26 protein-coding genes, 1 tRNA gene and 1 pseudogene are annotated in these 26,348 nt (G+C 72.0%); 6 read left to right on the top strand and 22 right to left on the bottom strand.

Features of this window, described 5'->3' with window-relative positions:
* Positions 1-12: 12 nt before the first annotated feature.
* Entirely contained in the window at positions 13-804 is a 792-nt protein-coding gene (locus ACNF49_RS17135; protein WP_357984805.1) for an LLM class flavin-dependent oxidoreductase, read from the bottom strand.
* 91 nt (positions 805-895) lie between these two features.
* Positions 896-2,101 carry an FAD-binding protein gene (locus ACNF49_RS17130; RefSeq protein WP_482944305.1) on the bottom strand — a complete coding sequence of 402 codons (1,206 nt, stop codon included), beginning with the start codon at positions 2,099-2,101 and terminating at the stop codon, positions 896-898.
* Between the two features lie 67 nt (positions 2,102-2,168).
* Between ACNF49_RS17130 and ACNF49_RS17125 the strand changes: the two genes are divergently transcribed.
* On the top strand, positions 2,169-2,516 hold the full coding sequence (locus ACNF49_RS17125) for a PLDc N-terminal domain-containing protein (protein ID WP_387663450.1): 348 nt from the start codon (positions 2,169-2,171) through the stop codon (positions 2,514-2,516).
* Here the strand turns inward: ACNF49_RS17125 and araA are convergent.
* The 12 genes and pseudogenes from araA to ACNF49_RS17065 all read right to left on the bottom strand — a co-directional run bounded on the left by araA (position 2,513) and on the right by ACNF49_RS17065 (position 17,262).
* Positions 2,513-3,967, bottom strand: a complete 1,455-nt coding sequence (gene araA / locus ACNF49_RS17120) for an L-arabinose isomerase (RefSeq protein WP_482944304.1) — start codon at positions 3,965-3,967, stop codon at positions 2,513-2,515. The genes ACNF49_RS17125 and araA overlap by 4 nt on opposite strands.
* Entirely contained in the window at positions 3,964-4,611 is a 648-nt protein-coding gene (locus ACNF49_RS17115; RefSeq protein WP_357984793.1) for an L-ribulose-5-phosphate 4-epimerase, read from the bottom strand. The genes araA and ACNF49_RS17115 overlap by 4 nt, the downstream gene beginning before the upstream one ends.
* Positions 4,612-4,622: 11 nt before the next feature.
* Positions 4,623-6,241, bottom strand: a pseudogene (gene araB / locus ACNF49_RS17110) (ribulokinase).
* A 53-nt stretch (positions 6,242-6,294) separates the two neighbouring features.
* The gene (locus tag ACNF49_RS17105; RefSeq protein WP_357984894.1) at positions 6,295-7,278 is read right to left on the bottom strand and encodes a LacI family DNA-binding transcriptional regulator; all 984 of its coding nucleotides are present in this window, start codon (positions 7,276-7,278) and stop codon (positions 6,295-6,297) included.
* Positions 7,279-7,350: 72 nt separating this feature from the next.
* Positions 7,351-8,610 carry a multiple monosaccharide ABC transporter permease gene (gene mmsB, locus ACNF49_RS17100; RefSeq protein ID WP_357984790.1) on the bottom strand — a complete coding sequence of 420 codons (1,260 nt, stop codon included), beginning with the start codon at positions 8,608-8,610 and terminating at the stop codon, positions 7,351-7,353.
* Between the two features lie 5 nt (positions 8,611-8,615).
* Positions 8,616-10,145, bottom strand: coding sequence for a multiple monosaccharide ABC transporter ATP-binding protein (gene mmsA / locus ACNF49_RS17095; protein WP_357984787.1), 1,530 nt, complete (start codon positions 10,143-10,145; stop codon positions 8,616-8,618).
* A gap of 61 nt (positions 10,146-10,206) precedes the next feature.
* Entirely contained in the window at positions 10,207-11,325 is a 1,119-nt protein-coding gene (gene chvE / locus ACNF49_RS17090) for a multiple monosaccharide ABC transporter substrate-binding protein (protein WP_357984784.1), read from the bottom strand.
* A 208-nt stretch (positions 11,326-11,533) separates the two neighbouring features.
* Positions 11,534-12,508: a galactofuranose ABC transporter, permease protein YjfF gene (gene yjfF, locus ACNF49_RS17085; protein WP_357984891.1), complete on the bottom strand. Its 975-nt coding sequence runs from the start codon at positions 12,506-12,508 to the stop codon at positions 11,534-11,536.
* A 5-nt stretch (positions 12,509-12,513) separates the two neighbouring features.
* Positions 12,514-13,527 (bottom strand): ABC transporter permease, encoded by a 1,014-nt coding sequence (locus ACNF49_RS17080; protein ID WP_357984781.1) that lies wholly within the window; start codon positions 13,525-13,527, stop codon positions 12,514-12,516.
* Complete coding sequence (locus ACNF49_RS17075) at positions 13,527-15,035, bottom strand: sugar ABC transporter ATP-binding protein (protein WP_357984778.1); 1,509 nt, start codon at positions 15,033-15,035, stop codon at positions 13,527-13,529. The genes ACNF49_RS17080 and ACNF49_RS17075 overlap by 1 nt, the downstream gene beginning before the upstream one ends.
* A 52-nt stretch (positions 15,036-15,087) precedes the next feature.
* Complete coding sequence (locus ACNF49_RS17070; protein ID WP_482944303.1) at positions 15,088-16,062, bottom strand: ABC transporter substrate-binding protein; 975 nt, start codon at positions 16,060-16,062, stop codon at positions 15,088-15,090.
* 453 nt (positions 16,063-16,515) lie between these two features.
* Positions 16,516-17,262 (bottom strand): metallophosphoesterase, encoded by a 747-nt coding sequence (locus ACNF49_RS17065; protein WP_482944302.1) that lies wholly within the window; start codon positions 17,260-17,262, stop codon positions 16,516-16,518.
* A 71-nt stretch (positions 17,263-17,333) separates the two neighbouring features.
* Here ACNF49_RS17065 and pdxR point away from each other — a divergent pair, with 71 nt between their 5' ends.
* The 3 genes from pdxR (at position 17,334) to ACNF49_RS17050 (ending at position 20,561) form a co-directional block, all read left to right on the top strand.
* Positions 17,334-18,779, top strand: a complete 1,446-nt coding sequence (gene pdxR, locus ACNF49_RS17060) for a MocR-like pyridoxine biosynthesis transcription factor PdxR (protein ID WP_498702558.1) — start codon at positions 17,334-17,336, stop codon at positions 18,777-18,779.
* A gap of 36 nt (positions 18,780-18,815) precedes the next feature.
* On the top strand, positions 18,816-19,001 hold the full coding sequence (locus ACNF49_RS17055) for a DUF4236 domain-containing protein (RefSeq protein ID WP_352326433.1): 186 nt from the start codon (positions 18,816-18,818) through the stop codon (positions 18,999-19,001).
* Between the two features lie 87 nt (positions 19,002-19,088).
* Complete coding sequence (locus ACNF49_RS17050) at positions 19,089-20,561, top strand: pyridoxal-dependent decarboxylase (protein ID WP_482944300.1); 1,473 nt, start codon at positions 19,089-19,091, stop codon at positions 20,559-20,561.
* Here ACNF49_RS17050 and ACNF49_RS17045 read toward each other — a convergent pair.
* Entirely contained in the window at positions 20,558-21,004 is a 447-nt protein-coding gene (locus ACNF49_RS17045) for a MarR family winged helix-turn-helix transcriptional regulator (protein WP_357984763.1), read from the bottom strand. The genes ACNF49_RS17050 and ACNF49_RS17045 overlap by 4 nt on opposite strands.
* 61 nt (positions 21,005-21,065) lie before the next feature.
* Here ACNF49_RS17045 and ACNF49_RS17040 point away from each other — a divergent pair, with 61 nt between their 5' ends.
* Positions 21,066-21,446 carry a hypothetical protein gene (locus ACNF49_RS17040; protein ID WP_482944299.1) on the top strand — a complete coding sequence of 127 codons (381 nt, stop codon included), beginning with the start codon at positions 21,066-21,068 and terminating at the stop codon, positions 21,444-21,446.
* A gap of 8 nt (positions 21,447-21,454) precedes the next feature.
* Here ACNF49_RS17040 and ACNF49_RS17035 read toward each other — a convergent pair whose 3' ends face one another.
* From ACNF49_RS17035 to ACNF49_RS17005, 7 genes are all read right to left on the bottom strand, one after another.
* Positions 21,455-22,096, bottom strand: a complete 642-nt coding sequence (locus ACNF49_RS17035) for a response regulator (protein WP_482944298.1) — start codon at positions 22,094-22,096, stop codon at positions 21,455-21,457.
* The gene (locus ACNF49_RS17030) at positions 22,093-23,211 is read right to left on the bottom strand and encodes a sensor histidine kinase (RefSeq protein WP_482944297.1); all 1,119 of its coding nucleotides are present in this window, start codon (positions 23,209-23,211) and stop codon (positions 22,093-22,095) included. Before ACNF49_RS17030 ends, ACNF49_RS17035 begins: the two co-directional genes overlap by 4 nt.
* Positions 23,208-24,005: a hypothetical protein gene (locus ACNF49_RS17025; protein ID WP_482944296.1), complete on the bottom strand. Its 798-nt coding sequence runs from the start codon at positions 24,003-24,005 to the stop codon at positions 23,208-23,210. Before ACNF49_RS17025 ends, ACNF49_RS17030 begins: the two co-directional genes overlap by 4 nt.
* Positions 24,006-24,143: 138 nt before the next feature.
* Positions 24,144-24,216: transfer RNA gene (locus ACNF49_RS17020), tRNA-Ala, on the bottom strand.
* A 105-nt stretch (positions 24,217-24,321) separates the two neighbouring features.
* Positions 24,322-24,852 carry a hypothetical protein gene (locus ACNF49_RS17015; RefSeq protein ID WP_482944295.1) on the bottom strand — a complete coding sequence of 177 codons (531 nt, stop codon included), beginning with the start codon at positions 24,850-24,852 and terminating at the stop codon, positions 24,322-24,324.
* A gap of 3 nt (positions 24,853-24,855) precedes the next feature.
* Complete coding sequence (locus ACNF49_RS17010) at positions 24,856-25,071, bottom strand: hypothetical protein (RefSeq protein WP_357984745.1); 216 nt, start codon at positions 25,069-25,071, stop codon at positions 24,856-24,858.
* A gap of 50 nt (positions 25,072-25,121) precedes the next feature.
* Positions 25,122-25,541, bottom strand: coding sequence for a MarR family winged helix-turn-helix transcriptional regulator (locus ACNF49_RS17005; protein WP_482944294.1), 420 nt, complete (start codon positions 25,539-25,541; stop codon positions 25,122-25,124).
* Positions 25,542-25,590: 49 nt separating this feature from the next.
* Here ACNF49_RS17005 and ACNF49_RS17000 point away from each other — a divergent pair, with 49 nt between their 5' ends.
* Complete coding sequence (locus ACNF49_RS17000) at positions 25,591-26,331, top strand: dienelactone hydrolase family protein (RefSeq protein ID WP_482944293.1); 741 nt, start codon at positions 25,591-25,593, stop codon at positions 26,329-26,331.
* Positions 26,332-26,348 lie beyond the last annotated feature (17 nt).

The raw sequence follows: 26,348 nt of genomic DNA, 5'->3' as shown, positions 1-26,348 counted from the left end.
TGTCAGCTTCCGTCAGGTACCGGCCAGACGTTCCACGACGGGCGCGAAGGCGTCGATGAACTGGGCGTTCACCGTCACGTACGAGATCCCGAGCCGGTCCCTGCGCCGCCGCAGGACGTCGGCCATCTCGTCGGGGGTGCCGGTGAGCAGGCCGGTGGCCTCGGGGCCGAGCGGGCCGAAGCGGCCGGTCAGCCAGGCGGGCGGCTCGCCGCCGGCGGCCACCAGGTTCATGCCGAGCTCCAGGTCGTGGAAGCGGTCGCCGGCCAGCTCGTACAGCTCGTCCAGCTTGGCGGCGACCTGGTCCTCGGTGTGCTGCGGCGGCACGCCGAGCGCCACCGTGTCGGCCTTGCGCGCGGCCAGCCCCAGCACGCGGGCGCCCGTCGCGGCGACCAGGATCGGCACGTCCTTGACCGCGTCGATCGTCGCGGCCAGGCGTTCCACGCGCTCGGCCGGGCTGCCGAACGGCACGCCGAGTGCCGCCGCGTCCTGCTCGGCGCCCGGCCGGCCGGCGCCCAGCCCCAGCTCGAAGCGTCCTCCGGTGAGGGTGTGCAGGGTGGCGGTCTCCCAGGCGACGGTCTCGGGCGTGCGGTACGGGGCGCTGACCACGTACGTGCCGACGCGCAACGTCGTGGTGACGGCGGCGGCCGCGGCCGCGGCGGCGAACGGCGACAGCGTCCCGAGCGTGTCGGGGACGAGCAGGGTGGAGAAGCCGAGGCTCTCGACCCTGCGGGCCAGCCCGGTCCAGGCCTGCGCGGTGGGGGCGTAACCGGCGACGGCCCCGAATCTGAACGGGTGATCGGTCATGGGCTCCACGATGCCGCGACGGCCCGGCCGGCACATCGTCCGCCGGACCGGTGGCCCGCTACGACGGCGGGCGCATGCCCGGCGCGGGCCGCTACTCCCCCAGCAGTAGCCGGACGAAGTCGTTGGCGAACTTGCCCGCCGGGTCCAGCCGCCCGGCCAGCTCGCGGAAGTCGCCGGGGCAGGCCGGGCGGCGGGTGAACAGCTTGCCCCAGTGCGGCCGCGGCTCGAAGGGCGCGAGCGTCCGCTCGACCAGGTCGATCGCCGGGAGCACGGTGGCGACGTCCCTGATCCAGGTGAAGTGCACGCCGACGCTGTCGCGGTCGCGGAACGGGCTGAGCCACAGGTCGTCGGCGGCGATCGTGCGCACCTCCGAGATCTGCAGGGCCGGCCGGACGCGGTCGCCGACGGCGTACAGCTCGCGCAGCGCCGCGACCGCGTGCGCCCGGGGCAGCAGGAACTCCGACTGGAGCTCGTCGCCTGCGCCGCTCGGTGGGGCGTCGGGCCGGAAGTGCGGCAGCCGTTCGTGCCAGGGGCCCGGCACGCCGAGCTGCGTGGTGCAGGCGTCGGCGGGCATCCCGGCCAGCGGGTGCCGGGGGGCGGGGGCGGGGCGGGTGCCGTGCCAGGAGTCGCCGGTGAACTCCTCGCGGCGCTTCAGCCAGATCCGGGTGTCGCGCCAGTCGGTGAACAGGCTGACGCTGTAGCCGCCGGCCATGATGTCGTCGAATCCGTCGAGCGCGTCGGGCGTCAGGCCCTCGCGGACGTACTGGCGCAGCTCGAAGGCCGGTACGAGGTCGAGCGTCAGCGTGTGGACGACGCCGAGGGCGCCCAGCGAGACGACCGCGCCGGCGAAGCCGTCGTCCCCGCGGGACAACGACAGCAGCGAGCCGTCGGCGGTGACCAGCTCCAGACCGGACACGGCGGCGGCCAGGCAGCGGTTGGCGTCGCCGGAGCCGTGCGTGCCGGTCGCGACCGAGCCGGCGATCGAGATGTGCGGCAGCGAGGCCATGTTCTCCAGCGCGAACCCGGCCGCGTGCACCGCCTCGGCCAGCCGCGCGTACGTGGTGCCGGCCGCGACCCGGACCTCGCGCGCCGCGCTGCCGATCTCGATCGTCGCGGGCATGCGGTCGAGCACGACGAGGTCGCCGGTGGTGTCGGCGACGTCGTTGAAGGAATGACCGCTGCCCAGGGCCCGCACCCGGTCACTGGCGGCCACCAGGCCGCGCAGCTCGTCGAGCGAGACGGGACGGTGGACGGCCCGCGCCCGGAAGGCGGTGTTGCCCGCCCAGTTGGTCAACATCACGGCTTCACCCTATTCATCCGGTTTCCCTTGCCGACTCCCCCCGCCCGTCACTACGTTCGGCCAAGTGCTGTATCTGTCCGAGGCCATGGGCCTGGCCACCCTCGTGTTGTGGCTCTACTGTCTCTTCGACGTGATCACCACGCCGGACGCGGTCTGCAGGAACCTGCCCAAGATCGTATGGGTGCTGGTGGTCCTGCTGTTCCCGCTGGTCGGCTCGGTCATCTGGCTCGTGGCCGGCCGTCCCGAACGCGCCCCGCAGGCGGCCTCACGCCCGAGCGCGTTCCCCGAGTACGACCGCCCGGGGCGTTTCGCCGCCACCGACCCCGACGACGACGCGGAGTTCCTGCGCCGCTGCCGCGAACGTGCCGAGGAGCAGCGCAGGAACGCCCCGAAGAAGCCGCCGGAGGACTAGAAGCCCTGGGCGAGCCGGTAGTACGCCTGGTTCCAGCGGAGCTCCTTGGCGAACTGCGCCGTCGTCGTGTCCTTGTCGATCACCAGCAGCTCCACCCCGAGCATGTCGGCCAGGTCGGTCAGCTCCTCGCGCCCGACGGCCGTGGACAGCACGGTGTGGTGCGGCGCCCCGGCGGTCAGCCAGGACTCGGTCGAGGTGCGCAGGTTCGGCCGCGGCGACCAGACGGCACGGGCCACGGGCAGCTTCGGCAGCGGCTGCGGCGGCGCGACGACGTCGATCTCGTTGGCCACCAGGCGGAACCGGTCGCCCATGTCGGCCAGGCCGACGACGATGCCGGGGCCGGGCGCGGCGTCGAACACCAGCCGCACCGGGTCCTCCCGCCCGCCGATGCCCAGCGGGTGGATCTCGCACGACGGCGTCCCGGCGGCGATGGACGGGCACACCTCCAGCATGTGCGCGCCGAGGATGAGCTCGTTCCCGGGCGTCAGGTCGTAGGTGTAGTCCTCCATGAACGACGTCCCGCCCGGCCTCATCGCCTTGAGGGTGCGCAGCAGGACCGAGGTCTTCCAGTCGCCCTCGCCGCCGAAGCCGTAGCCGTCGGCCATCAGGCGCTGCACGGCCAGGCCGGGCAGCTGGCGCAGGCCGCCGAGGTCCTCGAAGTTCGTGGTGAAGGCACGGAAGCCGCCGCGCTCCAGGAAACCGCGCAGGCCCAGCTCGATCCTGGCGGCGTACCGCAGCGACTCGTGGCGCTCGCCGAGCAGTTCGGGGGCCACCCGGTACAGCTCGGCGTACTCCTTCACCAGTGCCGACACGTCGGCGTCGGAGGCCGCGTCCACGGCCTCGACCAGGTCGTTGACGCCGTAGGTGTTGACCGAGACGCCGAACCGGAGCTGCGCCTCGACCTTGTCGCCCTCGGTCACGGCCACGTCGCGCATGTTGTCACCGAAGCGGGCCAGCTTGAGCGCCCGCACCTCGGCCACGCCCCTGGCCGCGCGCGCCCACGCCTCGATGCGCGCGCCGACGGCCGGGTCGCTGACGTGCCCGGCGACGGTCTTGCGCGGCACGCCGAGCCGGGTCTGCACGAACCCGAACTCGCGGTCGCCGTGCGCGGCCTGGTTGAGGTTCATGAAGTCCATGTCGATGGAGCTCCACGGCAGCTCGACGTTCGCCTGGGTGTGCAGGTGCAGCAGCGGCTTGCGCAGCGCGTCGAGGCCGGCGATCCACATCTTGGCCGGGGAGAAGGTGTGCATCCAGGCGATGACGCCGGCGCACTCGTCGTCCGCGTTGGCCTCCAGCATGACGCGCCTGATCGCGGCGGCGTCGGTCAGCACGGGCCGCCACTGCACGGGCACGGGAAGCTGCTCGGCGATGCGCCGCGACTGCTCGGCCACCTGGCTCAGCGTGTCCTCGCCGTACAGTCCCTGGCTGCCGGTCAGAAACCAGATGTTCAACGCGGGCTCCTCTGTCCGTAGACGTTCTGATAGCGGTCGTACAGGCGGTCGATGTGGGCCGGGCCGATGGGCAGCGGCGTGCCGAGCTGCCTGGACACGTGGACGGTGCGGGCCACGTCCTCGCACATCACGGCGGCCTTGACGGCGGCCTTGGGGTCCTTGCCGATGCTGAAGACGCCGTGGTTCTGCATGAGGACGGCCGGCGAGCGGTGGCCCTTGAGCGTCTGCACGATGCCCTGGCCGATGGAGTCGTCCCCGATCAGCGCGAACGGGCCGACCGGGATCTCGCCGCCGAACTCGTCGGCCATGGCCGTCAGCACGCACGGGATCGGCTCGCCGCGGGCCGCCCACGCCGAGGCGTAGGTCGAGTGGGTGTGCACGACGCCGCCGACCTCGGGCATCTCGCGGTAGACGCAGGCGTGCGCGGCGGTGTCGCTGGAGGGCGCGTGGGCCCCCTCGACCAGGTTGCCGTCGAGGTCGCAGACGACCATGTTCTCCGGGGTCAGCTCGTCGTAGGAGACTCCGGACGGCTTGATGACGAACAGGTCCTCGCCCGGGACGCGGCCCGAGACGTTGCCCGCGGTCCAGACGACCAGGCCGTAGTTCACCAGCTCGGCGTGCAGCCCGGCGACGGTCGCTCTCATTGCCTCGTGGTTCACTTGGCGGCCTCGTTCCTGATCGCGCGGAGGGCGTGCAGCATGCGCCCGTCCCCGAAGTGGTCGTGCAGTTCGCGGTACTGGGCGTACAGGCGGTCGTAGGCGTCGGCGCGGGCCTCGTCCGGCACGTACGCCGCCCGCGTGCGCTTGCCCATCGCCGCTGCGGCCTCCTCGATGCCCGGGTAGGCCCCGGCGGCGACGGCCGCGTGGACGGCCGAGCCGAGCGCGGGGCCCTGGTCGGAGCCGATGACCGACAGCGGGCGGCGCAGCACGTCGGCGTAGACCTGCATGAGGAAGCGGTTCTTCAGCAGCCCGCCGGCGACCACGAACTCCTCGACGGGCACGCCGGACTTCTCGAACGTCTCGACGATCATGCGGGCGCCGTACGCGGTGGACTCGATGAGCGCGCGGTAGACGTCCTCGGGCCTGGTGGCGAGGGTCTGGCCGACGATCACGCCGGACAGGTCGTGGTCCACGAGCACCGAGCGGTTGCCGCCGAACCAGTCGAGCGCGACCAGCCCGTGCGCGCCGACGGCCTGCTGCTCGGCCAGCTCGGTCAGGCGCTCGTGGCCGTCGGTGCCGAAGGTGTCGACGTACCAGGCGAAGATGTCGCCGACGGCGGACTGGCCGGCCTCGTAGCCCCACAGGCCGGGCACGATGCCGTCCCGGACGACACCACACATCCCGGGCACCTCGGCCAGCCGGTCGCTGGGCATGATGTGGCAGGTGGAGGTGCCCATGATGGCCACCATCTGGCCGGGGCGCACGGCGTCCGCGGCGGCGGCGGTGACGTGGGCGTCCACGTTGCCGACGGCCACGGCGATGCCCTCGGGCAGGCCGGTCCACCCGGCCGCCCGCGCCGTCAGCACACCGGCCAGGCCGCCGAGGGGGGCCAGGGTGGTGCCGTTGACGTCGTCGCCGACCACGCCGGTGGCCAGTTTGCCGGCGAAGCCGGAGAAGCCGGGGTCGAGGGCGGCGAGGAAGTCCTCGGAGGGGTAGCTCCCGTCCTGGAAGACGCCCTTGTAGCCGGCCGTGCAGATGTTGCGGCTCTCGACGCCGGACAGCTGCCAGACGATCCAGTCGGCCGCCTCGATCCAGCGCTCGGCCCTGGCGTACACCTCGGGGGCCTCCTCCAGGACCTGCAGGGCCTTGGCGAACTCCCACTCCGAGGAGATCTTGCCGCCGTAGCGCGGCAGCCAGCTCTCGCCCCGCCGCGCGGCCAGCTCGTTGATGCGGTCGGCGTGCGGCTGGGCGGCGTGGTGCTTCCACAGCTTCGGCCAGGCGTGCGGCTGCTCGGGCGTCTCGAAGCACAGGGGGTGCCGTCGGCCGTGGCCGGCAGGACGGTGCATGCGGTGAAGTCGGTGCCGATGCCGATCACGTCCTCGGCGGCGACCCCGGCGGCGGCCAGGGCCCCGGGCACGGCCACGCGCAGCACGTCCAGCCAGTCGCGCGGCGACTGCAGCGCCCAGTCGGGGCCGAGCCGCACGCCGGCGCCGGGGAGCGTGTGCTCGATGACGCGCTCGGCGTACTCGTGGACGGCGCTGCCCAGCTCGGCGCCGTCGGACACGCGGACGACGACCGCACGCCCCGACAGCGTGCCGAAGTCCACTCCGACCACGAACTTGTTAGCGTTCACATTGCACTCCAGAGAGTTGTCTGTTCGCCTGCCGGCTATCGGGCCGGCGCGGTGCTGGACCTGACGACGAAGCTGGGACGCACCACCATGCGCTCGTACGCCGCCGGCCCGGCGTCGATCTGCCGCAGCAGCACCTCGATGCAGTGGCGGCCCACCACGTCGAAGTCCTGCCGGACCGTGGTGAGCGGCGGGGAGAAGAACTCGGACTCGGGGATGTCGTCGAAGCCCACGACGCTGATCCGCCCCGGGACGGGCACCCCGGCCTCGCTGAGCGCGCGCAGCACGCCCAGCGCCATCTGGTCGTTGGCGGCGAACACCGCGGTGACCCCGTCCATCCCGGCCAGGCGCCGGCCGGCCGCGTACCCGGCGCGCGGGCTCCAGTCGCCGGGCAGCGGCTCGGGCACCGGGCGGCCGGCCGCCTCCAGCGTGGAGCGCCAGCCCTCGACGCGCCCCTCGGTCTCCAGCCAGTCGGGCGGCCCCGCGACGTGCCAGACCGTCTCGTGGCCCAGGTCCAGCAGGTGCCGGGTGGCGAGCCTGGCGCCCTCGACCTGGTCGATGCAGACCGCGGAGACGTCGGCGCCGTGCGCGCCCTCGACCACCACCGCGGGCACCCCGGGCGGCAGGCTCTCCAGGGCGGCGGCGGCCGAGCGCTGCGGCGCGACCACCACCACCCCGTCGACGCTCTGCTCGGCCAGGTAGTCGAGCGCGTCGCGGACGCCGGCCGCGTCGATCGACTTCAGGCTCACGATGCTGACGAAGTAACCCGCGGTCCTGGCCGCCTGCTCGATGCCGTAGACCATGCTGGCCGGGCCGTACAGGGTGGTGTCGAAGCTCACCACCCCGAGGGTGCGCGACCGCTTGGTGACCAGCGCGCGGGCGACCAGGTTGCGCCGGTAGCCCAGCCGGACGATCGCCTCCTCCACCCGGGCGCGGGTGTCGGCCCGGACGTTCGGGTGGTCGTTGAGCACCCGTGAGACCGTCTGGTGCGACACGCCGGCTTCCTTGGCCACGTCGGCCATGACCGGCGGACGCGGCCTGGGGCTCGGTACCACGGGTTCTCCTTTCGCGGGGCTTGCCGGGGCCTGCGGTGGTCAGCGGGAGGCGCCGGCGCGCCGCTTGGTCCACACGTCGAACGCGACGGCGGCCAGCAGCACGGCGCCCTTGACGAGCATCACGCGCTCGCTGGGCGAACCGATGAGCGACATGCCGTTGTTGATGACAGCCATGATCAGACCGCCGGTGATCGCGCCGACGACCTTGCCCACGCCGCCCTGGACGGCCGCGCCGCCGATGAAGGCCGCCGCGATGGCGTCCAGCTCGAAGCTGTTGCCCGCGGTCGGGCCCGCCTGGTTGAGCCGGCCGGCGAAGATGATGCCGGCGACGGAGGCCAGCACGCCCATGTTGACGAAGATCCAGAAGACCACCGACTTGACCTTGACGCCGGACATGACCGCCGCCTGGAGGTTGCCGCCGATGGCGTAGATCTGCCGGCCGAAGACCGTGCGGTTGGCCATCAGCGAGTACGCCAGCACCAGCGCGGCCAGCAGCACCAGCACCCACGGCAGGTTCTTGAAGCGGGCGAGCTGCACGACCAGGAACAGGATCAGCGCGGCGCCGGCCGCCATCTTCAGCGCGAACACGGCCATCGGCTCGACCGACTGGCCGTAACCCCGGCGGGCGTTGCGGGTGCGCCACTGCGCGGCGACCATGCCGCCGATCGCGACCAGGCCGATGATCAGGCTGAACAGGTCGGCGCCGCCCAGCGGGCCGAGGCCCACGTTGCCGAGGTAGCCGTCGGTGAAGCCGTTGGCCAGCGTACGGACCTGGTCGGGGAACGGGCCGATGCCCTGGTTGCCGAGGACGGTCATGGTGAGCGCGCGGAACAGCAGCATGCCGGCCAGCGTGACGATGAAGGCCGGGATGCCGAAGTAGGCGATCCAGTACCCCTGCCAGGCCCCGATCAGCGCCCCGGCGGCCACCGTGATCAGCAGGGCCAGCGGCCACGGCAGGCCCATGTTCACCATGAGCACGGCGGCCAGCGCCCCGGTGACCGCCACCACCGAGCCGACCGACAGGTCGATGTGCCCGGCGATGATGACCAGGATCATCCCGATCGCCAGGATCAGGACGTAGGAGTTCTGGACGATGATGTTGGAGATGTTCTGCGGCTGGAGCAACGCGCCGTCGGTGAGCACCGAGAACAGCACGATGATCAGCGCGAAGGCGATGTAGATGCCGCTCGAACGCAGGTTCAGCGACAGGCCGCCCAGCGAGACCCGGCCGGGCCGCCGCGGCGCTCCCCCGTCGCCTCCCGCGCCGACCTGCACGTCGGCGGGCGTGATGCTGCTCATCGGAGCTACTCCTGTCCCTTGGTCATGAGATGCATGAGGCTTTCCTGGGTGGCCTCCCGGCGGGGGACCTCGCCGGTGACGCGACCTTCGGAGAGCGTGTAGATGCGGTCGCACAGGCCGAGCAGCTCAGGCAACTCACTGGAGATCACCAGCACGGCCTTGCCCTGGTCGGCGAGGCGGTTGATGATCGTGTAGATCTCGTACTTGGCGCCGACGTCGATGCCGCGGGTGGGCTCGTCGAGGATGAGCACGTCAGGCTGCGTCAGGATCCACTTGGAGAGCACGACCTTCTGCTGGTTGCCGCCGCTCAGCTTGCCGACGACGCTGTCGACGCTGGGCGCCTTGATGTTCATGCTCCGGTGGAACTCCTCGGCGACCCTGTACTCCTCGTTCTCGTTCACCCAGCCGCGCCGGGCCAGGCCCTTGAGCCCGGCCGCGCTGATGTTGCGCTTGATGTCCTCGATGAGGTTGAGGCCGTACCGCTTGCGGTCCTCGGTGGCGTAGGCCAGGCCGTGGCGGATCGCGTCCTGCACGTTGCGGATCTCGATCGGCTCGCCGTCCTTGAAGACCTTGCCGGAGATGTGCACGCCGTACGTGCGGCCGAACAGGCTCATCGCCAGCTCGGTGCGCCCGGCGCCCATCAGGCCGGCCAGGCCGACGATCTCGCCCCTGCGCAGGGTGAGCGAGGCGCCGTCCACGACCTTCCGGCCGGGCTGGCTCGGGCTGTGGACCGTCCAGTCCTCGATGCGCAGGGCCTCCTCGCCGATCGTCGACTCGTGCGGCGGGAAGCGGTTGTCCAGCGCGCGGCCGACCATGCCGGAGATGATGCGATCCTCGGTGACGTGGTCGGTGGCCATGTCCAGGGTCTCGATCGTGCGGCCGTCGCGGATGATCGTGACGGCGTCGGCGATCGCGGTCACCTCGTTGAGCTTGTGCGAGATGATCACGCAGGTGATGCCCTCGTCCCGCAGGCCGCGCAGCAGGTCGAGCAGGTGGGCCGAGTCGTCGTCGTTGAGCGCGGCGGTCGGCTCGTCGAGGATGAGCAGCTTCACCTCCTTCGACAGCGCCTTGGCGATCTCGACGAGCTGCTGCTTGCCGACGCCGAGGTCGGAGACCGTGGTGGTGGGGTTCTCCTGCAGGCCGACGCGGCGCATCAGCTCGGCGGCCTCGTAGTTGGTGCGGTTCCAGTCGATGAAGCCGCGCCTGGCACGCTCGTTGCCGAGGAAGATGTTCTCCGCGATCGACAGTTGCGGGCTGAGCGCCAGCTCCTGGTGGATGATGACGATCCCGGCGTGCTCGCTGTCGCGGATGCCGGCGAACTCGCAGCGCCTGCCCTCGAAGGTGATCTCGCCCTCGTAGTCGCCGTGCGGGTAGACCCCGGACAGCACCTTCATCAGCGTCGACTTGCCGGCGCCGTTCTCGCCGCAGACGGCGTGGATCTCGCCGCGCCGGACGGCCAGGTTGACGTCCTGCAGCGCCTTGACACCGGGGAACGTCTTGGTGATCCCGCTCATCCGCAAGATGTGCTCGGTCATATGCCCCTCGCTCAGGTGTGGGAAGTGCCCCCGGGGGATCGCCGTCCCCCGGGGCGGGCCCTTACTTGAGCTGGTCCTCGGTGTAGTAGTTGCCGCCGACGATGATCTCCTTGTAGTTGCTCTTGTCCACGATCACCGGGTCGAGCAGGTAGGAGGGGACGACCTTGTTGCCGTTGTCGTAGTCCTTGGTGTTGTTCACCTCGGGCTTGCCGCCCTTGAGCACCGCGTCGGCCATCTTCACCGTCTGCTCGGCGAGCTTGCGGGTGTCCTTGAAGATGGTGGAGTACTGCTCGTCGGCGATGATCGACTTGACCGAGGCGAGCTCGGCGTCCTGGCCGGTCACGACGGGGTAGGGCTGGCCGCTGGTGCCGTAGCCGGAGCTCTTGAGCGCCGACAGGATGCCGATGGACAGGCCGTCGTACGGGGAGAGCACGCCGTCCACCTTGGTGCCGCCGGTGTAGGTCTTGGTGAGGATGTCCTCCATGCGCTTCTGGGCCGTGGCGGGGTCCCAGCGCAGGATGGCGGCGGTCTTGAAGTCCTTCTGGCCGCTCTTGACCAGCAGGGTGCCGTCGTCGATCTTCGGCTGGAGCACCGACATGGCGCCGTTCCAGAAGAACGTGGCGTTGTTGTCGTCGGGCGAGCCGCCGAACAGCTCGACGTTGAACGGGCCCTTCTTGCCGTCGTCCACGCCGAGGCCCTTGAGCAGGGAGGTCGCCTGCTGCACGCCGACCTTGAAGTTGTCGAAGGTGGCGTAGTAGTCGACGTTGGGGCTGTTGCGGATCAGGCGGTCGTAGGAGATGACCGGGATCTTGGCGTCGGCGGCCTGCTGGAGCTGCGAGGTGATCGCGGTGCCGTCGATCGAGGCGATGATCAGGAGCTTGGCGCCCTTGGTGATCTGGTTCTCGATCTGGTTGGCCTGCGTCGGGATGTCGTTCTCCGCGTACTGGAGGTCGACCTTGTAGCCCAGCTGTTCGAGCTGCTGCTTGACGTTGTCGCCGTCGTGGATCCACCGCTCGGACGACTTGGTGGGCATGGTGACGCCGATCAGGGCGCCCGCGCCCCCGGCGGCGGCCGACGTGGAGGCGTCGGCGTCGACCGTCTTCTGGCTGGAGCCGCAGGCCGTCATGGTCGCGGCGAGCGCGATGGCGGACACCACGCCCCCGATACGTCCCAACCTCATGTGGCACTCCTTGCAATGGGGGTTGCGGCAGCGGAATGTGAGCGTTAACTGCCGATGGTGCAGAGGACTCAGTCACAGAACGTGCCGAATCAGAACAAAGTTCTCGCTTCGTTCTCGCCGATTGTTATCGCTAACAAAGACGATGTCAACGGTTGAGCATAACCTCGCGGAAACCTTTAGGTAACGTTCGCGGCAGACTCCTCGCAGGTCAGCGCCTTGGGCGCGCGCTGAAGATCCGTTGCAGCACGATGAAGACGAAGAGCAGCAGGCCGATGAAGATCTTGGTCCACCAGGAGCTGAGCGTGCCCTCGAAGCTGATGATCGTCTGGATCAGGCCGAGCACCAGCACGCCGAGCACCGTGCCGAGCAGGAAGCCGCTGCCGCCGGTGAGCAGCGTGCCGCCGATCACCACGGCGGCGATGGCGTCCAGTTCCATGCCCACGGCGTGCAGGCCGTAGCCCGAGAGCATGTAGAACGACAGCAGCACGCCGCCCAGCGCCGAGCAGAAGCCGCTCACCGTGTAGACCGTGATCTTCGTCCGGCCCACCGGCAGGCCCATGAGCAGCGCCGACTGCTCGCTGCCGCCCGTCGCGTACACGGCCCGGCCGAACCGGGTGTGGTGCAGCACGTACGCCGCCACCAGCACCACCCCCACCGCGATGAGCACGCTCGGCGAGATCCACAGACCGGCGAACAGGTCGATCCTGGTCTGCGCGAACGCCGTGAACGTCGGGTCCTCGATCGGGATCGAGTCCGTGCCGATCGTGTAGCACAGCCCCCGGGCCAGGAACATCCCGGCCAGCGTCACGATGAACGGCTGGATGTCGAAGGCGTGCACGATGTACCCCATCACCAGCCCGAGCCCGGCCCCGACGGCCAGCACCAGCGGCACCACCACGTACGGCGGCCACCCCGGCCCCGACATCAGCGACGCCGAGATCATCGTGGACAGCGCCACCACCGACCCCACCGACAGGTCGATGCCCCCGGCCAGGATCACGAACGTCATCCCCACCGCCACCACCAGCAGGAACGCGTTGTCGATGAAGACGTTGAGCACCACCTGCCCGCTGGCGAAGCCCTCGTACCGGACGCCGCCCACGACGAACATCGCCACGAACAGGCACGCCGTCACGAGCACGGGCAGGTGGCGGGCCGGCAACGCGACCCGGCCCACGGTCATGGTCGTCACAGGGTCACCCGCACTTTCTCCTCGGGGGCCGGGCTGGGCGGCGCGCTGCCACCGCGCCGGCGCAGCGCCTTCGCGCGGAACGACGGCGACTGCACGAGACAGACCGCCGTCACCACCAGCGCCTTGAACAGCAGGGTCGTCTCGGGCGGCACGCCGATGGAGTAGATCGTCGTGGTGAGCGTCTGGATGACGAGCGCGCCGGCCACGGTCCCGCCCAGCGAGAACCGGCCGCCCGACAACGAGGTGCCGCCGATCACCACGGCCAGGATCGCGTCCAGCTCGATCCACAGGCCGGCGTTGTTGCCGTCGGCGCTGGAGACGTTCGAGCTGATCAGGATCCCGGCGATGCCGGCGCACAGGGCGGCGAAGGCGTAGACCATGATGACGATCCCGCGCGACCTGATGCCCGCGAGCCTGCTGGCCTCGGCGTTCCCGCCGACCGACTCGATCAGCAGGCCCAGCGCCAGCCGGCGGGTCAGGAACGCGGTGACCGCCAGCACGACCGGCACCAGCAGCACCCCGAACGGCACCGCCAGCAGGTACCCACCGCCGATCAGCTTGTACGACGGGCTGTTGACCGTGATGATCTGCCCGTCGGTGATGAGCTGGGCCAGGCCGCGCCCGGCCACCATGAGGATCAGCGTGGCGATGATCGGCTGGATGCCCGCCTGCGCGACCAGGAACCCGTTCCAGGCGCCGAGCAGCAGGCACAGCCCGAGCGCGAGTGCCACGGCGGCGAGCACGCCGGCGTCCTCGCTGATCCGCAGGCAGGCCAGCGCGCCCGAGATCGCCACCACCGAGCCCACCGACAGGTCGATGCCGCCGGTCGCGATGACCAGCGTCATGCCGAGCGAGACCAGGATCAGCGGCGCGCCGAAGCGCAGGATGTCGATCAGGCTCCCGTACAGGTGCCCGTCCCTGACCTGGACGGAGAGGAAGCTGGGGGTGAAGAACACGTTCAGGGCCAGCAGCAGCACGAGCACCGCCACCGGCCACAGCAGCCGCCGCATCAGGCCCGCCCTCCGCTCGCGATCGTCTCCATCAGCACGTCCGAGGTGAGGGCTTCGTCGTTGGGCAGCTCGGCCACCAGCCGCCGGTCGCGCAGCACCTCGACCTTGTGGCTGAGCCGCAGCACCTCCTCCAGCTCGGCGGAGATGAACAGCACCGCCATGCCGCCGTCGGACAGCTCGGCGACCAGGCGCTGGATCTCGGTCTTGGCCCCGACGTCGATGCCGCGGGTGGGCTCGTCGAGGATGAGCAGCCGGGGCTCCAGGATGAGCCAGCGCGCCAGCAGCACCTTCTGCTGGTTGCCGCCGCTCAGGTTCCGCACCAGGTGCTCGGGGTTGGGCGGGCTGATCCGCAGGGCCTTGACGTACCGGCCGACCAGCTCGTCCTGCTGTTCGCGCGGGACCGGCCTGGTCCAGCCCCGGGTGGCCTGGAGCGCCAGGATGATGTTCTCGCGCACGGTGAGGTCGGGGATCAGGCCGTCCTCCTTGCGGTTCTCCGAGCAGAAGGCGATCTTGTGGTTCATCGCCGCGCGCGGGGTGCGCAGCGCGGCGGGCGCGCCGCCGACGGACAGCTCGCCGCCGCTCGCGTGGTCGGCGCCGAACAGCAGTCGCGCGACCTCGGTACGTCCCGAGCCGAGCAGCCCGGCCAGCCCCACGACCTCGCCCTCGTGGATGGTGAGCGAGAACGGCTCGACGGCCCCGGCCCGGCCCAGCCCGCGCGCCTCGACCAGCGGGCGGTCGAAGACCCTGGCCGCGCCGTGCAGGCGTTCGAGCGCGGCCAGCTCCTGGCCGATCATCTTGGCGACCAGGTCGAGCTGGGGCAGCTCGCGGGTCAGGTACTCGCCGACGAGCCGTCCGTTGCGCAGGATCGTCATACGGTCCGAAATTTCGTAGATCTGGTCGAGAAAGTGGGAGACGAAGAGGATGGCGATGCCCTCCTCCTTGAGCCGCCGCATCACCCGGAAGAGCTGCCGCACCTCGTCGGCGTCCAGGCTGGAGGTGGGCTCGTCCAGGATCAGCACCCGCGCCTCGATGTCGACCGCCCGCGCGATGGCCACCATCTGCTGCACCGCCGGCGAGTACGCCGACAGCGGCGCCGAGACGTCGATGCTCAGGTCCAGCCCGCTCAGCAGCTCGCCGGCCCTGGCCCGCACGCGTCTCCAGTCGATGCGCCCGAACCTGCGCGGCTCGCGGCCGATGAAGATGTTCTCGGCCACCGACAGGTTCGCGCAGAGGTTGACCTCCTGGTAGACCGTGCTGATGCCGCCCCGCTGCGCCTCGGCCGGGCCGGCGAAGGCGACGGGCCGCCCGCCCAGCTCGATCGTGCCCGAGTCGGCCGGATGCACGCCGGTGAGCACCTTGATCAAGGTGGACTTGCCGGCGCCGTTCTCGCCCATGAGCGCGTGCACCTCGCCGGGCAGCAGCCGCAGGTCCACGCCGTCCAGGGCCTTGACCCCGGGAAACTGTTTGCCGATCCCGTTCATCGTCAGGACCGGCACGGGTGCGGCCATGGGCCTCCCCTTCCGCCTGAAGGGGCCGGGCCGCCGGGCCCGGCCCGCGCGATCAGTACTGACGGCTGGACAGGACCTGCTTGGCCTGCTCCTGCGTGAACGTGGTCTCCTCGGTCACCACGCGGGCCGGCACCTGCTCGCCCTTGACGACCTTCTTGGCCAGGTCCATGAGCTGCGGGCCGAGCAGCGGCGAGCACTCGACGATGTAGTTGATCTTCCCGTCGGCCAGCGCCTGCATGCCGTCCTTGACGGCGTCGACCGTGATGATCTTGATGTCCTTGCCGGGCACCTTGCCCGCGCCCTCGATGGCCTCGATCGCACCCAGGCCCATGTCGTCGTTGTGGGCGTACAGCACGTCGATGTCCGGGTTGGACTTCAGGAAGGCCTCCATGACCTCCTTGCCCTTGGCCCTGGTGAAGTCGCCGGTCTGCGAGGCGACGACCTTGAACTTCGGGTCGGCGCCGATGACCTGGGCGAACCCGGCCTTGCGGTCGTTGGCGGGGGCCGAGCCGGTGGTGCCCTGGAGCTCGACGATGTTCACCGGGTCCTTGGCGTCCTTGTACTCCTGCACCAGCCACTGACCGGCCTTCTTGCCCTCCTCGACGAAATCGGAGCCGAGGAAGGTCTTGTACAGGGAGGTGTCCTTGGAGTCGACGGCGCGGTCGGTCAGGATGACCGGGATCTTCGCGTCCTTGGCCTCCTTGAGCACCGTGTCCCAGCCGGACTCCACCACCGGCGAGAAGGCGATGACGTCCACCTTCTGCTGGATGTAGGAGCGGATGGCCTTGATCTGGTTCTCCTGCTTCTGCTGGGCGTCGGAGAACTTGAGCGTCACGCCCGCGCTCTTGGCCGAGTCCTGCACGGACTTGGTGTTCGCGGTGCGCCAGCCGCTCTCCGCGCCGACCTGGGCGAAGCCCATGGTGATCGAGCCATCGCCGCCGCCGCTGCCGCCACTGCCTCCGCCGCAGCTCGCCACCGACATCGCGGTGAGCCCGGCGAGCACCAGCGCCGAGATCCTTCTGAACACGTGGGGGGTTCCCTTCTCATGTGAGCGCTAACAACCGCAACCGGCTGCCGGCGCCTTCCTGCCTCGGGGGCCTGCGCGGTCCCGTCGGGCCGTGCCCGTCTCGCGTACCGGCAACCGCGGGGCGCCAGGAGACGGGCCGCCACCTCACCTCCTCGGCCGCGACCGAGGGGAGACGACCCCGGACCGATCCCGCGACCGCTCCTTTCCTGGCTTGGCCACGACTGTGAACGTTAACAAGCACATCCGTCAAGGGCCCTGCGCATCACGGTCACGTCACGCCGGACACCCCTTGACTCCAGGGGTGTCCCCTCCCTAACGTGACGCCGATCACCTTTGTCAGCGGCCACTTCGACTGGTAGCGCTAACAGTCCCTCGCCCGAGGAGCACCTCCCATGAAGCGATCCGTCCCGGCGCCGGGAAGCCCGCGGCCTCCCGGCCCGTCCGCCTACGCCATCAGACCGGGACCACGCGGTGGTGGGTGGTGACCCGGCCGTCGTCCAGCACGTGGAAGACGAGCCCCGGCGGGAGTTCGTAGTCGGCGCACTCGGCCAGCGTCGTCGCGCCCTCCCAGGGCAGCCGCAGCGTGGACACCACGCCCGGCGCGGCCAGCAGCGGGCGTCCGGCGAAGGTGGTGGCCGCCGATGTGTGGGCGTGGCCGACCAGCACGGCGGCCACGTGCGGATGCCCGGCCAGCAGGTCCGCGAGGCGGTCCGGGGCCTGGAGCATGATCGTGTCGATCGGCGAGTGCAGCGTGGTGGGCGGGTGGTGGAAGGCCACGAACACCGGCAGGTCACGTTCCGCGCCGAGCACGCCGTCGAGCCAGGTCAGCGTCTCGTCGTCCAGGTGGCCCTCGGGCCGGCCCGGGACGGAGGAGTCGCACAACACGTAGACGGCCCCGCCGGTCCGGTGGACCCGGTTGACCGGCCCGGACGCGGCCGGCTCGCCGAGCAGCACCCGCCGGAACTCCTCCCGGACGTCGTGGTTGCCGGGGCACACGAGGACCGGGTGGCGCGAGGTCAGCAGCTTGCGCGCCTGCTCGTACTCCTCGGCCAGCCCGTGGTCGGCGATGTCGCCGGAGACGAGCACCGCGTCGAGGTCGTACGGGAGGGCGTCCAGGTAGCGCATGACGGCGTCGGCGCGCTCGACGGACCGGTCCGAGCCGCCGACGTGGATGTCGCTGAGATGGGCGATCACGAGCATGGGCAGAACTTCCTTTCGAGGTACGCCCTCGACGGTAGCCGCCCACCGGACCACCCGTAAGATCCGGTTTTGTGGCGAAACATTGGGCCAGTTCCGGAGTGGACCTGCATCTGGAGCTCGATCCCGCACTCGGGCGGCGGCGGGCCGTCGAGGACGCGCTGCGCGCCGCCGTACGCGACGGGCGGCTGCCGCCCGGCACCCGCCTGCCCTCGACCAGGGCGCTCGCGTCAGGGCTCGGCCTCGCGCGCGGCACGGTGAGCGCCGCCTACGACCAGCTCGCCGAGGAGGGCTACCTCACCACCCGCCCGGGTTCGGGCACCGAGGTCGCCGACGCCTTCCCACCGGCCCCCGCGCTGATCCGCTCTCCTTTCGTCGCCGGGCCGCCGCAGCCGGTGCACGATCTCCGTCCCGGGCAGCCGGACGTGTCGGCCTTCCCCGCGCGCGCCTGGCTGCGGGCCACCCGCCACGTGCTCGCCACGTCCTCCGCCGAGGTCTTCGGCCCCTGCGACCCCATGGGCCGGATCGAACTGCGCACCGCGCTGGCCGGCTACCTCGGCAGGACCCGCGGCGTGCGCACCACCCCCGACCGGATCGTCGTCACCACGGGCTTCGTCCAGTCGCTCAACCTGCTGGCGGACGTGCTCGGCGCGGGCCCGATCGCCATGGAGGACCCGGGCCACGACTTCTACCGCGAGGTCCTGCGCCGCGCCGGCCGCACGATCGTCCCCCTCCCGGTGGACGAGCAGGGCGCCCGTACCGGCGATCTCACGTCCGGGGTGGCCGCCGCCGTGCTGACCCCGGCGCACCAGTACCCGACCGGCGTCCCCCTGGCCCCGGCGCGCCGCCGCCTGCTGCGCGAGTGGGGCGGCCCGGTCATCGAGGACGACTACGACGGCGAGTTCCGCTACGACCGCCGTCCCGTGGGCGCCCTCCAGGGCACGGCCCCCGACCAGGTCGTCTACTGCGGCACCACCTCCGAGTCGCTCTCCCCGGCGCTGCGCCTGGGCTGGATGGCGCTCCCGCCCGCCCTGGTGGGCCCGGTCGCCGAGGCCAAGCTGTACGCGGACGCCCACACCGGGGTGCTGGGCCAGCTCGTACTGGCCCGGCTGATCGACGACCACGACTACGACCGGCACGTCCGCGCCGCGCGCCTGCGCTACCGCCGCCGCCGCGACCTGCTGCTGTCGCGGCTCGGCCCCGGGCCGGCCGCCCCGCTGCCCGGCGCGCGCCTGCCCGGCGTGGCCGCCGGCCTGCGGGCCCTGCTGCTGCTCCCGCCGGCCGGGCCGGCCGAGTCCGCCGTGCTGGCGGCCTGCGAACGGCGCGGCGTCGTCCTGCGCGGCCTGACCCCGCTGCGCCAGACGCCCGGCCCCGGCGGCCTGCTGATCGGGTACGCCGCCCCCTCCGAACGCGCCTACCCGGCCGCCCTGGAAGCCCTCGCCGATGCCCTGACCTGGGCGTCCGCCGACGGAAGCAGTGCCAACGCCGAAAACCCCGATATTTCCGGCGTTCCCGGGTAGTTGACCGGCTCTCACCGACCTCGACGGAGGAGTCCGATGAGCTGGAGCTACCGCAAGACGATCAAGCTGGGCCCGGTCCGGCTGAACCTGTCCCGCGGCGGCGTTGGGCACAGCTGGGGCAACCGGCTGTTCAGGGTGACGCGTACCGCCGACGGCCGCCGTACGCTGTCGGTCAATCTGCCCGGCGGCTTCCACTGGCGCAAGACACTCAGCGGGCGCTGACCCCCGCCGGAACGACGGGCCGGAGGCGCGCGGCCTCCGGCCCGTTCCCGTCTTCCCGGGACGCCGCCCGGATGATGATCTGTAGGCATGAACGCCCACATGAGCCCGGAGGAGTTCCGCCGCCACGGCAGGCAGGTCGTCGACTGGATCGCGGACTACATGGCGGGCATCGAGTCCCGTCCGGTGATGTCACGGGCCGAGCCCGGAGACGTCCGCCGCGCGTTGCCCGCGGAGCCGCCCGAGCACGGCGAACCGTTCGAGGCCGTCCTGGACGACCTGAACACCATCCTGCTGCCCGGCATCACCCACTGGCAGCACCCCGCCTTCTTCGCCTACTACCCCTCCAACGCCAGCGGCCCCGCCATCCTCGGCGACCTGCTCTCCAGCGGCCTCGGCGTGCAGGGCATGTTGTGGGTCACCAGTCCCGCCTGCACCGAGCTGGAGACCGTGGTGGTGGACTGGCTGGCGAGCCTGCTCGGCCTGCCCGCGCACTTCAGGACCGACGCGCGCGGCGGCGGCGTGATCCAGGACTCCGCGTCGAGCGCCTGCCTGGTCGCGCTGCTCGCCGCCCTGCACCGGGCGAGCGGCGGCCGGGTCACGCGTACGGGCGTCGCCGAGCGGTACACGATCTACGTCTCGTCACAGACGCACTCCTCGCTGGAGAAGGCCGCCCGCGTCGCCGGTCTCGGCTCCGACGGCGTACGGGTGGTGGACGTGCACCCCCGTACGCTGGCCATGGACCCGGGACGGCTGCGCGAGCTGATCGCGGCCGACAAGGCCGGCGGCGCGGTCCCCGCGATGGTCTGCGCCACCGTCGGCACCACCTCCTCGGCCGCCGTCGACCCGGTGCCGGAGATCGGCGAGGTGTGCCGCGAGCACGACGTGTGGCTGCACGTGGACGCCGCCTACGCCGGGGTCGCCGCGGTCTGCCCCGAGTTCCGCGGGCTCAACGACGGCGTGGCGGAGTACGCCGACACCTACTCCACCAACCCGCACAAATGGCTGCTGACCAACTTCGACTGCACCGTCCTGTGGACGGCCGACCGCGCCCCCTTGCTCGGCGCGCTGTCGATCCTGCCGGAGTACCTGCGCAACGCCGCGACCTCGGCCGGCTCGGTGGTCGACTACCGCGACTGGCAGATCCCGCTGGGCCGCCGGTTCAGAGCGCTGAAACTGTGGTCGGTGATCCGCTGGTACGGCGCCGAGGGCCTGCGCGCCCACATCCGCAAGGGCGTCTCCCTGGCCCAGCACCTGGCCGCCCGGATCGCCGCCGACCCCGCCTTCGAGCTGCACGAGCCGCACCCGCTCGGCCTGGTCTGCTTCCGCCCCCGCTGGCCCGGCCTGCCGCCCGCCGACGCCGACGCGGCCACGCTGCGCCTGATGGAGACCCTGAACGCAGGCGGCTCCCTCTACCTCACGCACACCAGGATCGGCGGCCGGATCGTGCTCCGCATGGCCTTCGGCGCCCCCGCCACCGAACGCCGTCACGTCGACCGGGCCTGGGCCGACATCCGGCAGGGACACGCCACGCTGGCCGGGGAGACCGCCCGCGACGACTAGACCGGCAGCCCCGCCTGGGCGGCCAGCGTGCCGAGGACCCTGGCGAGCACGGCCCGGTCCCGCGGGCCGAGCCCGGCGGTCAGCTCGGCGTCGAGCTGCACCGTCACCTCCAGGCACCGGCCCAGCAGCGCGCGCCCGTCGCCGGTGAGGTCGAGGAGCTGACGCCGCCGGTCGCCGGGGTCGCGCACCCGGGAGATCGCGCCGAGCCGTTCGAGGTGGTCGGCCAGCGTCACCACCAGGCTCGGCGCGACGCCCATCGTCTTGGCGACGTCGAGCTGCGAGGCCGCGCCGCGCGCCTCCAGCAGGATCATCAGCCCGACGTGCTTGGGCTTGAGGTCGAGCGGCACGAGGGCGGCCGTGAACCGCTCGGTCAGGATCGCCCCGAGCGTCCCGAGCCTGAAGGCCATCGTCCCCGCCACCGACACCGGCTTGACTTCGTCCACGTCCCCAATGGTACCGTCGATACATCATTCAGAGTATGAACGATTCGAGTGGAGAAGTATTATGTCCAAGCCGCTGATCGTCCTCAACTGCGTGGCCGCCGCCGGCGCCATGGTCTCCGGCGTGCTCGCCCTTGCCGACCCCGGGATCATCCTGCCTGCCGGCGCCGATGTCTCCGGCGGGGTCTCCCTGTACGCCCAGGCCTACGCCGCCCGCGCCCTCCCCCTGGGCGCCGCCCTGCTGTGGTCGATGACGGCGAAGGGCAGGCCCGCGCTGGTGCCGCTGCTCGTCGCGTCCGGGGCGGTGCAGGCCGCCGACGTCGCGATCGGGCTCGCGCAGGGCCTGCCCGGCATGGCGGTGGGCGGGGCGATCGGCGCCGCCGTCCATCTGCTGTCGGCCTGGGCGCTGACCCGCCGTTCCCGCAGCGCCCCGGCCGCGGTCTGACGGCCCGCTCAGGGGCGGCGGTTCAGGCCGTGCTCGTAGGCCCAGACGACCGCCTGGACCCGGTCGCGCAGCCCGAGTTTGGCCAGGATGCGGCCGACGTGGGTCTTGACGGTGCCCTCCGACAGGAACAGGGAGCCCGCGATCTCGGCGTTCGTCTCGCCCAGGGCGATGTGCCGCAACACCTCCCGCTCCCGGTCGGTCAGCGGGTCGGGCCCGGCGTCCGGCAGCTGCGGCGCGACGTGGTCGAGCAGGCGGCGGGTGGTCGAGGGGGCGATCACCGCGTCCCCCCGGTGGACGGTCCGCACCGCGGCCAGCAGCTCCTCGGCGGGTGCGTCCTTGAGCAGGAACCCCGACGCACCGGCCCGCAGCGCGGCGAAGGCGTACTCGTCCAGGTCGAAGGTGGTCAGGACGATCACCTTGGGCGCGCCGGGGGCCGCCAGCAGCCGCCGGGCCGCCTCGACGCCGTCCATGCGCGGCATGCGGACGTCCATGAGCACCACGTCCGCCGTCACCGCGCGCAGCCCGGCCAGCGCCTCCACCCCGTCGCCCGCCTCCCCGACCACGCGCATGTCGTCCTGGGCGTCGATCACCATCACCGTGCCGGTACGCACCAGCCGCTGGTCGTCGACGACGTACACGCCGATGGTCATGCCGGGTACGGAAGGCGGGCCTCGACGACGAACCCGCCTTCCTCCTCCGTCCGGACGTCCAGGGTCCCGCCCAGTGCGGTCACCCGCTCGCGCATGCCCGCCAGCCCGTTCCCCGGCCCGTCACCGCGCGTTCCAGCAGCGGCGGTGCCGCCCGCGTCGCCGGCGGTGATGCGCAGGGCGTCGTCCGTCCACTCCAGATGGAGGGTGCTGCGCGCGCCCGCACCCGCGTGCCTGAGTGTGTTCGTCAGCGCCTCCTGCACCACGCGGTACGCGACGAGGTCGGCCCCCGGCCCGAGGGGACGCGGCGTGCCGCGCACGATCTCCTCGACGGGCAGCCCGGCGTCCCTGGTCCGCGCCACCAGGTCCGGCAGGCCGGTCAGTCCGGGCGGCGGCCCGTCCCCTGGCGAGGCGCGCAGCACGCCGACGGCGGCCCGCATGTCCGTGAGAGCCGCGCGGCCCGTCTCCTCGATCGCGGCCAGGATCTCGGCCGCCCGCGCGGGCGCGAACCGGCCGCCCCTGGCCTGGGCGACGATGACGGCCAGCGCGTGGGCGACCACGTCGTGCATCTCCCTGGCGATCCGCGCCCGTTCCTCGGCGGTGGCCCGCGCCGCGGCCTCGCGGGCCCGCTCCCGCAGTAGGTCGAGGTGGGCCAGCTGGGTCCGCCGGTACAGGCCGAGCCCCCACGCCGCGACCACCACCGCGGCCAGCAGCCCGAGCAGCAGCCACGGGTCCGGCCCGAGCCCGGCCGCCGCGACGCTGGAGTCGGTCGCGAACCTGGCCGCCGCCGCCCCCGCCCCCGCCAGGCCGACCAGCAGCGGCGGGTTGCGCCGGGCGTGGGCCGCGCAGGAGTAGACCGCGAGCGGGAACAGCGCCGACGACGGCAGCACGAGGAACAACCCGGTCACCGCGACCTGGACGGCGAAGGCCGCGGCGACCACGAGGAAGGCCCACGTCCGCCGCCGGTAGGCCACGGCCGCGTGCGCCACCAGGCAGGCACCCGCCAGCAGGACCGCCCGCACGCCGGGCGCCGACAACACCGCCACCGTCAGGGAGAGCGGAAACAGTGTCACCCCGGCGACCAGGGCCAGGACCACGTCGGCGCGGCGGGGCGTCATCGCGCCGTCGTGCGCTGGTAGGAGAGGGTGGCCCCGGCGACCGCCAGCCCGAACAGCAGCCAGCTCCCGTACACGACCGCGACCGCCGCCACCGCGGCCGCATCGGACAGCGGCACGGGCCCCTGGGTGAGGCCGAGGAGCTGGGAGAGCGTGCCGAGAACGGACATGGCTCCCATAGTGGTCAACATGGCGGCGCCCGTCCAACCGCCGGCCAGCACCAGCCGCCGCGGCAGCGACCGTCCCCACCTCTGCACGAGGGCCAGCGAGCCCACCGCCCCGATGACCAGCATGATCGTCTCGCCGTACGGGAAGCCCTCGCCGTAGTCCGCGGGGCGCAGCAGGGTGCCGCCCGCCGACCAGTAGAGCTTGGCCAGGGGGTAGACGAACCCGATGGCGAACGCGGCGTACCCGAGCCAGGGCCCGCCGGGCACCCTGACGCGCGGCAGCAGCAGCGCGCCCAGCAGCGCGCAGCCCGCCAGGCTGAGCCCGCGCAGCGCCATCCCGGGCCAGTCGACCTGCGCGAACTCCCCGGCGGGGATCCCGGTGAGCGCGAAGAAGGCGCGGAAGACGTCGAGCACGAGCCCGCCCGCCGACCACAGCAGCAGCAGGACGGGCAGCAGCCCCGCCGGATGCGGCCGCACCACGAAGACCGCCCCCAGCACGGCGGCCAGGACGGTCACCCAGTGCGGCGCGAACCCCATGGTGTACGGCAACCCGGGCAGCGGCGCGAGCGCGAGCGCCACGACGAGCGCGAGGACGGACAGCGCCGAGATCTGCAGTCGTTGAAGTCGCATGCCCCCGACGATCCCGGCTCCGGCCGGCCGCCCGCGTCTCCCCCAGGTCCGGACAAGAGGTGACCTGAGAGGTATTGACACGGCCTGACGCAGGCACGAAAAAAGGTGGCGCCCTTGTGGACGCCACCTTCTCTTCTGTGGAGCTATGGGGATTCGAACCCCAGACCTCCTCCATGCCATGGAGGCGCGCTACCAACTGCGCCATAGCCCCTTGCGATCACCAAGTGTATCGGACTTCCGGACCCCTCGCGTCACGCCGGATCCCGCACCCCGGCGGGCCGGAGGAGCTCTCCGGCCCGCCCTGAACGGCGTGCCGTCAGGCGGCGCGGCGGGACGGGATGCCCGCCTCCCTGACCAGCGCGGCCACGTCGACCCCGGCCTCGTCGAGCAGCCGGCCGGCGCCGTTCGCGCCGTCGGCGAGCAGGCCCCACAGCAGCCGTTCGCCGGTGACCGGCCCCGGCTTCCACATCGCCACCTCGATCACCTTCCTGGCGTGCATGGCCAGCGGGATCCGGCCCAGCGGCCCGTCCAGGGTCACGCGCAGCGGGCGCAGCCGGGATCGGCGCAGCACCCACTGGTCAGGCGCGTCCGTCCCGGCTCTGGTACGGCGGTGCACCTCGTCGAGGTCGATGCCGAGGGTGGCCAGCAGCGCACGCGCGTCGCCCAGGTCGATGCGGGCGCGCAGGCCGGCGCCGGAGGCGGTGAACGACGACAGCGAGAACGGCCGCACCTCGGCCACGCCCAGCAGCAGGAGGTCGGCGTCGAGCGTGGTGCGGTGGGCGTCGAGCGCGAGGATCCCGGCCCGGACCACCGCCCGGCGGGCGCCTTCTGTGAACCTGTCGAACACCTGCTACCTCCCCGTTCTGCGGGCGTGCTTGCGATGGGCGGACTGCCGCCGGACCCCGAGCGCGCCGGCGATCTGCTCCCACGACCAGCCGGCCGCGCGGGCGTTGCTGACGTGGACGGCTTCCAGCTCCTCCAGCAGGGCCCTGAGCGCGGCCACCGCCGCGAGGCCCGTTCCGGGGTCGCGGTCGGATGCCGCCCCGGCCAGTTCGGTGACGTCCATGGTGTCAGCATGTGCTGACAGAGGGGAGCTTGTCAACACATGCTGACGCCTCAGAGCCGTTCGGCCAGGTCGGCGAGGACGGGCAGGGCCGCGGCGAGGCGTTCGCGTTCGTCGGGGGCGAGGGAGTCGACGGCCGCGGCCAGGCGTTCGGTGATCACCTGTTCGCGGCTGACCAGCGCGGCGCGGCCGGAGCCGGTGATGGCGGTGATCACCCGCCGCCGGTCGCCCGGGTCGGGCTCGCGGGCCACCATGCCGCGCTGGTGGAGGCCGCCCAGGACGGTGCCGATCGCCTGGGCGGTGATGCGTTCCAGGTGCGCGAGCTGAGCCGAGGTGTGCGGCCCGTCCCGGTCGAGGCGGGAGAGCACGGCGAGCTCGGTGAACGACACGTCGTCGCCCGAGGCGTTGGTGTAAAGCTGCCGGATGCGGCGGGCGAGCCGCCCGACCGAGATCCGCAGTTCCTTGGCGAGCACAAAACCAAGTCTAGCTTTATCAATCCAGCTTTGGTAGTTTCCCGGCACTATGTGCTACGACAACGACGCCGCACCACCGCGCCCGCAACCGCCGATCACCGGCACCCGCTCCGCCGACCTGCGCCTGACCTCCTCCGACGGCACGTCGTTCGCCGCCTACGAGTCCCGTCCCGACCAGGTGAGCGGGCCCGGCGTCGTGATCCTGCCCGACGTCCGCGGCCTGCACGGCTTCTACAAGCAGCTCACCGTACGGCTGGCCGAACAGGGTCATCCGGCGCTCGCCCTCGACTACTACGGCAGGACCGCCACCGACGCCGACCGGGGCGAGTCGTTCCAGGTCATGGCCCACATCCCCAAGCTGACCAGGGAGAACATCCAGACCGACATCCGGGCCGCCACCGAGCACCTGGGACGGCCGGCGGTGGCGCTCGGCTTCTGCATGGGCGGCAGGAACGCGTTCTTCGCCTCGGCGTCCAGGTTCGGGTTCGCCGGCGTGATCGGGTTCTACGGCGCGCCGGGGATCGCCGGCCCGTACGGCCCCGGCCCCACCCAGCACGCCGCCGAGCTGGGCGCGCCGATCCTCGGCCTGTTCGGCGGGGCCGACGAGGGCATCCCGGCCGAGCAGGTGGCGGAGTTCGGGGCCGCGCTGGCCGGGGCCGGGGTGGAGCACGAGATCGTCGTCTACCCGGGCGCCCCGCACGGCTTCTTCGACGAGGCCCACGGCGAGCACGAGGCGATCTGCGCGGACGCGTGGCGCCGGGTGCTCGCCTTCCTGGCCGCCAGAGCCTGAGGGGCCCCGGAGTCAGG

The sequence above is a fragment of the Actinomadura sp. ATCC 39365 genome (assembly GCF_054392275.1).
Note: the sequence above shows the minus strand (reverse complement) of the source record. Positions and strands in the feature narration are given on the sequence as shown.

Coding starts and splice junctions, on each gene's coding strand:
- ACNF49_RS17135 (WP_357984805.1), bottom strand. CDS start 804: ATGACCGATCACCCGTTCAGATTCGGGGCCGTCGCCGGTTACGCCCCC.
- ACNF49_RS17130 (WP_482944305.1), bottom strand. CDS start 2,101: ATGTTGACCAACTGGGCGGGCAACACCGCCTTCCGGGCGCGGGCCGTC.
- ACNF49_RS17115 (WP_357984793.1), bottom strand. CDS start 4,611: ATGAGAGCGACCGTCGCCGGGCTGCACGCCGAGCTGGTGAACTACGGC.
- ACNF49_RS17105 (WP_357984894.1), bottom strand. CDS start 7,278: ATGGCCGACGTGGCCAAGGAAGCCGGCGTGTCGCACCAGACGGTCTCA.
- mmsB (WP_357984790.1), bottom strand. CDS start 8,610: ATGAGCAGCATCACGCCCGCCGACGTGCAGGTCGGCGCGGGAGGCGAC.
- mmsA (WP_357984787.1), bottom strand. CDS start 10,145: ATGACCGAGCACATCTTGCGGATGAGCGGGATCACCAAGACGTTCCCC.
- chvE (WP_357984784.1), bottom strand. CDS start 11,325: ATGAGGTTGGGACGTATCGGGGGCGTGGTGTCCGCCATCGCGCTCGCC.
- yjfF (WP_357984891.1), bottom strand. CDS start 12,508: ATGACCGTGGGCCGGGTCGCGTTGCCGGCCCGCCACCTGCCCGTGCTC.
- ACNF49_RS17080 (WP_357984781.1), bottom strand. CDS start 13,527: ATGCGGCGGCTGCTGTGGCCGGTGGCGGTGCTCGTGCTGCTGCTGGCC.
- ACNF49_RS17075 (WP_357984778.1), bottom strand. CDS start 15,035: ATGGCCGCACCCGTGCCGGTCCTGACGATGAACGGGATCGGCAAACAG.
- ACNF49_RS17065 (WP_482944302.1), bottom strand. CDS start 17,262: ATGCTCGTGATCGCCCATCTCAGCGACATCCACGTCGGCGGCTCGGAC.
- ACNF49_RS17055 (WP_352326433.1), top strand. CDS start 18,816: ATGAGCTGGAGCTACCGCAAGACGATCAAGCTGGGCCCGGTCCGGCTG.
- ACNF49_RS17050 (WP_482944300.1), top strand. CDS start 19,089: ATGAACGCCCACATGAGCCCGGAGGAGTTCCGCCGCCACGGCAGGCAG.
- ACNF49_RS17040 (WP_482944299.1), top strand. CDS start 21,066: ATGTCCAAGCCGCTGATCGTCCTCAACTGCGTGGCCGCCGCCGGCGCC.
- ACNF49_RS17035 (WP_482944298.1), bottom strand. CDS start 22,096: ATGACCATCGGCGTGTACGTCGTCGACGACCAGCGGCTGGTGCGTACC.
- ACNF49_RS17030 (WP_482944297.1), bottom strand. CDS start 23,211: ATGACGCCCCGCCGCGCCGACGTGGTCCTGGCCCTGGTCGCCGGGGTG.
- ACNF49_RS17025 (WP_482944296.1), bottom strand. CDS start 24,005: ATGCGACTTCAACGACTGCAGATCTCGGCGCTGTCCGTCCTCGCGCTC.
- ACNF49_RS17010 (WP_357984745.1), bottom strand. CDS start 25,071: ATGGACGTCACCGAACTGGCCGGGGCGGCATCCGACCGCGACCCCGGA.
- ACNF49_RS17000 (WP_482944293.1), top strand. CDS start 25,591: ATGTGCTACGACAACGACGCCGCACCACCGCGCCCGCAACCGCCGATC.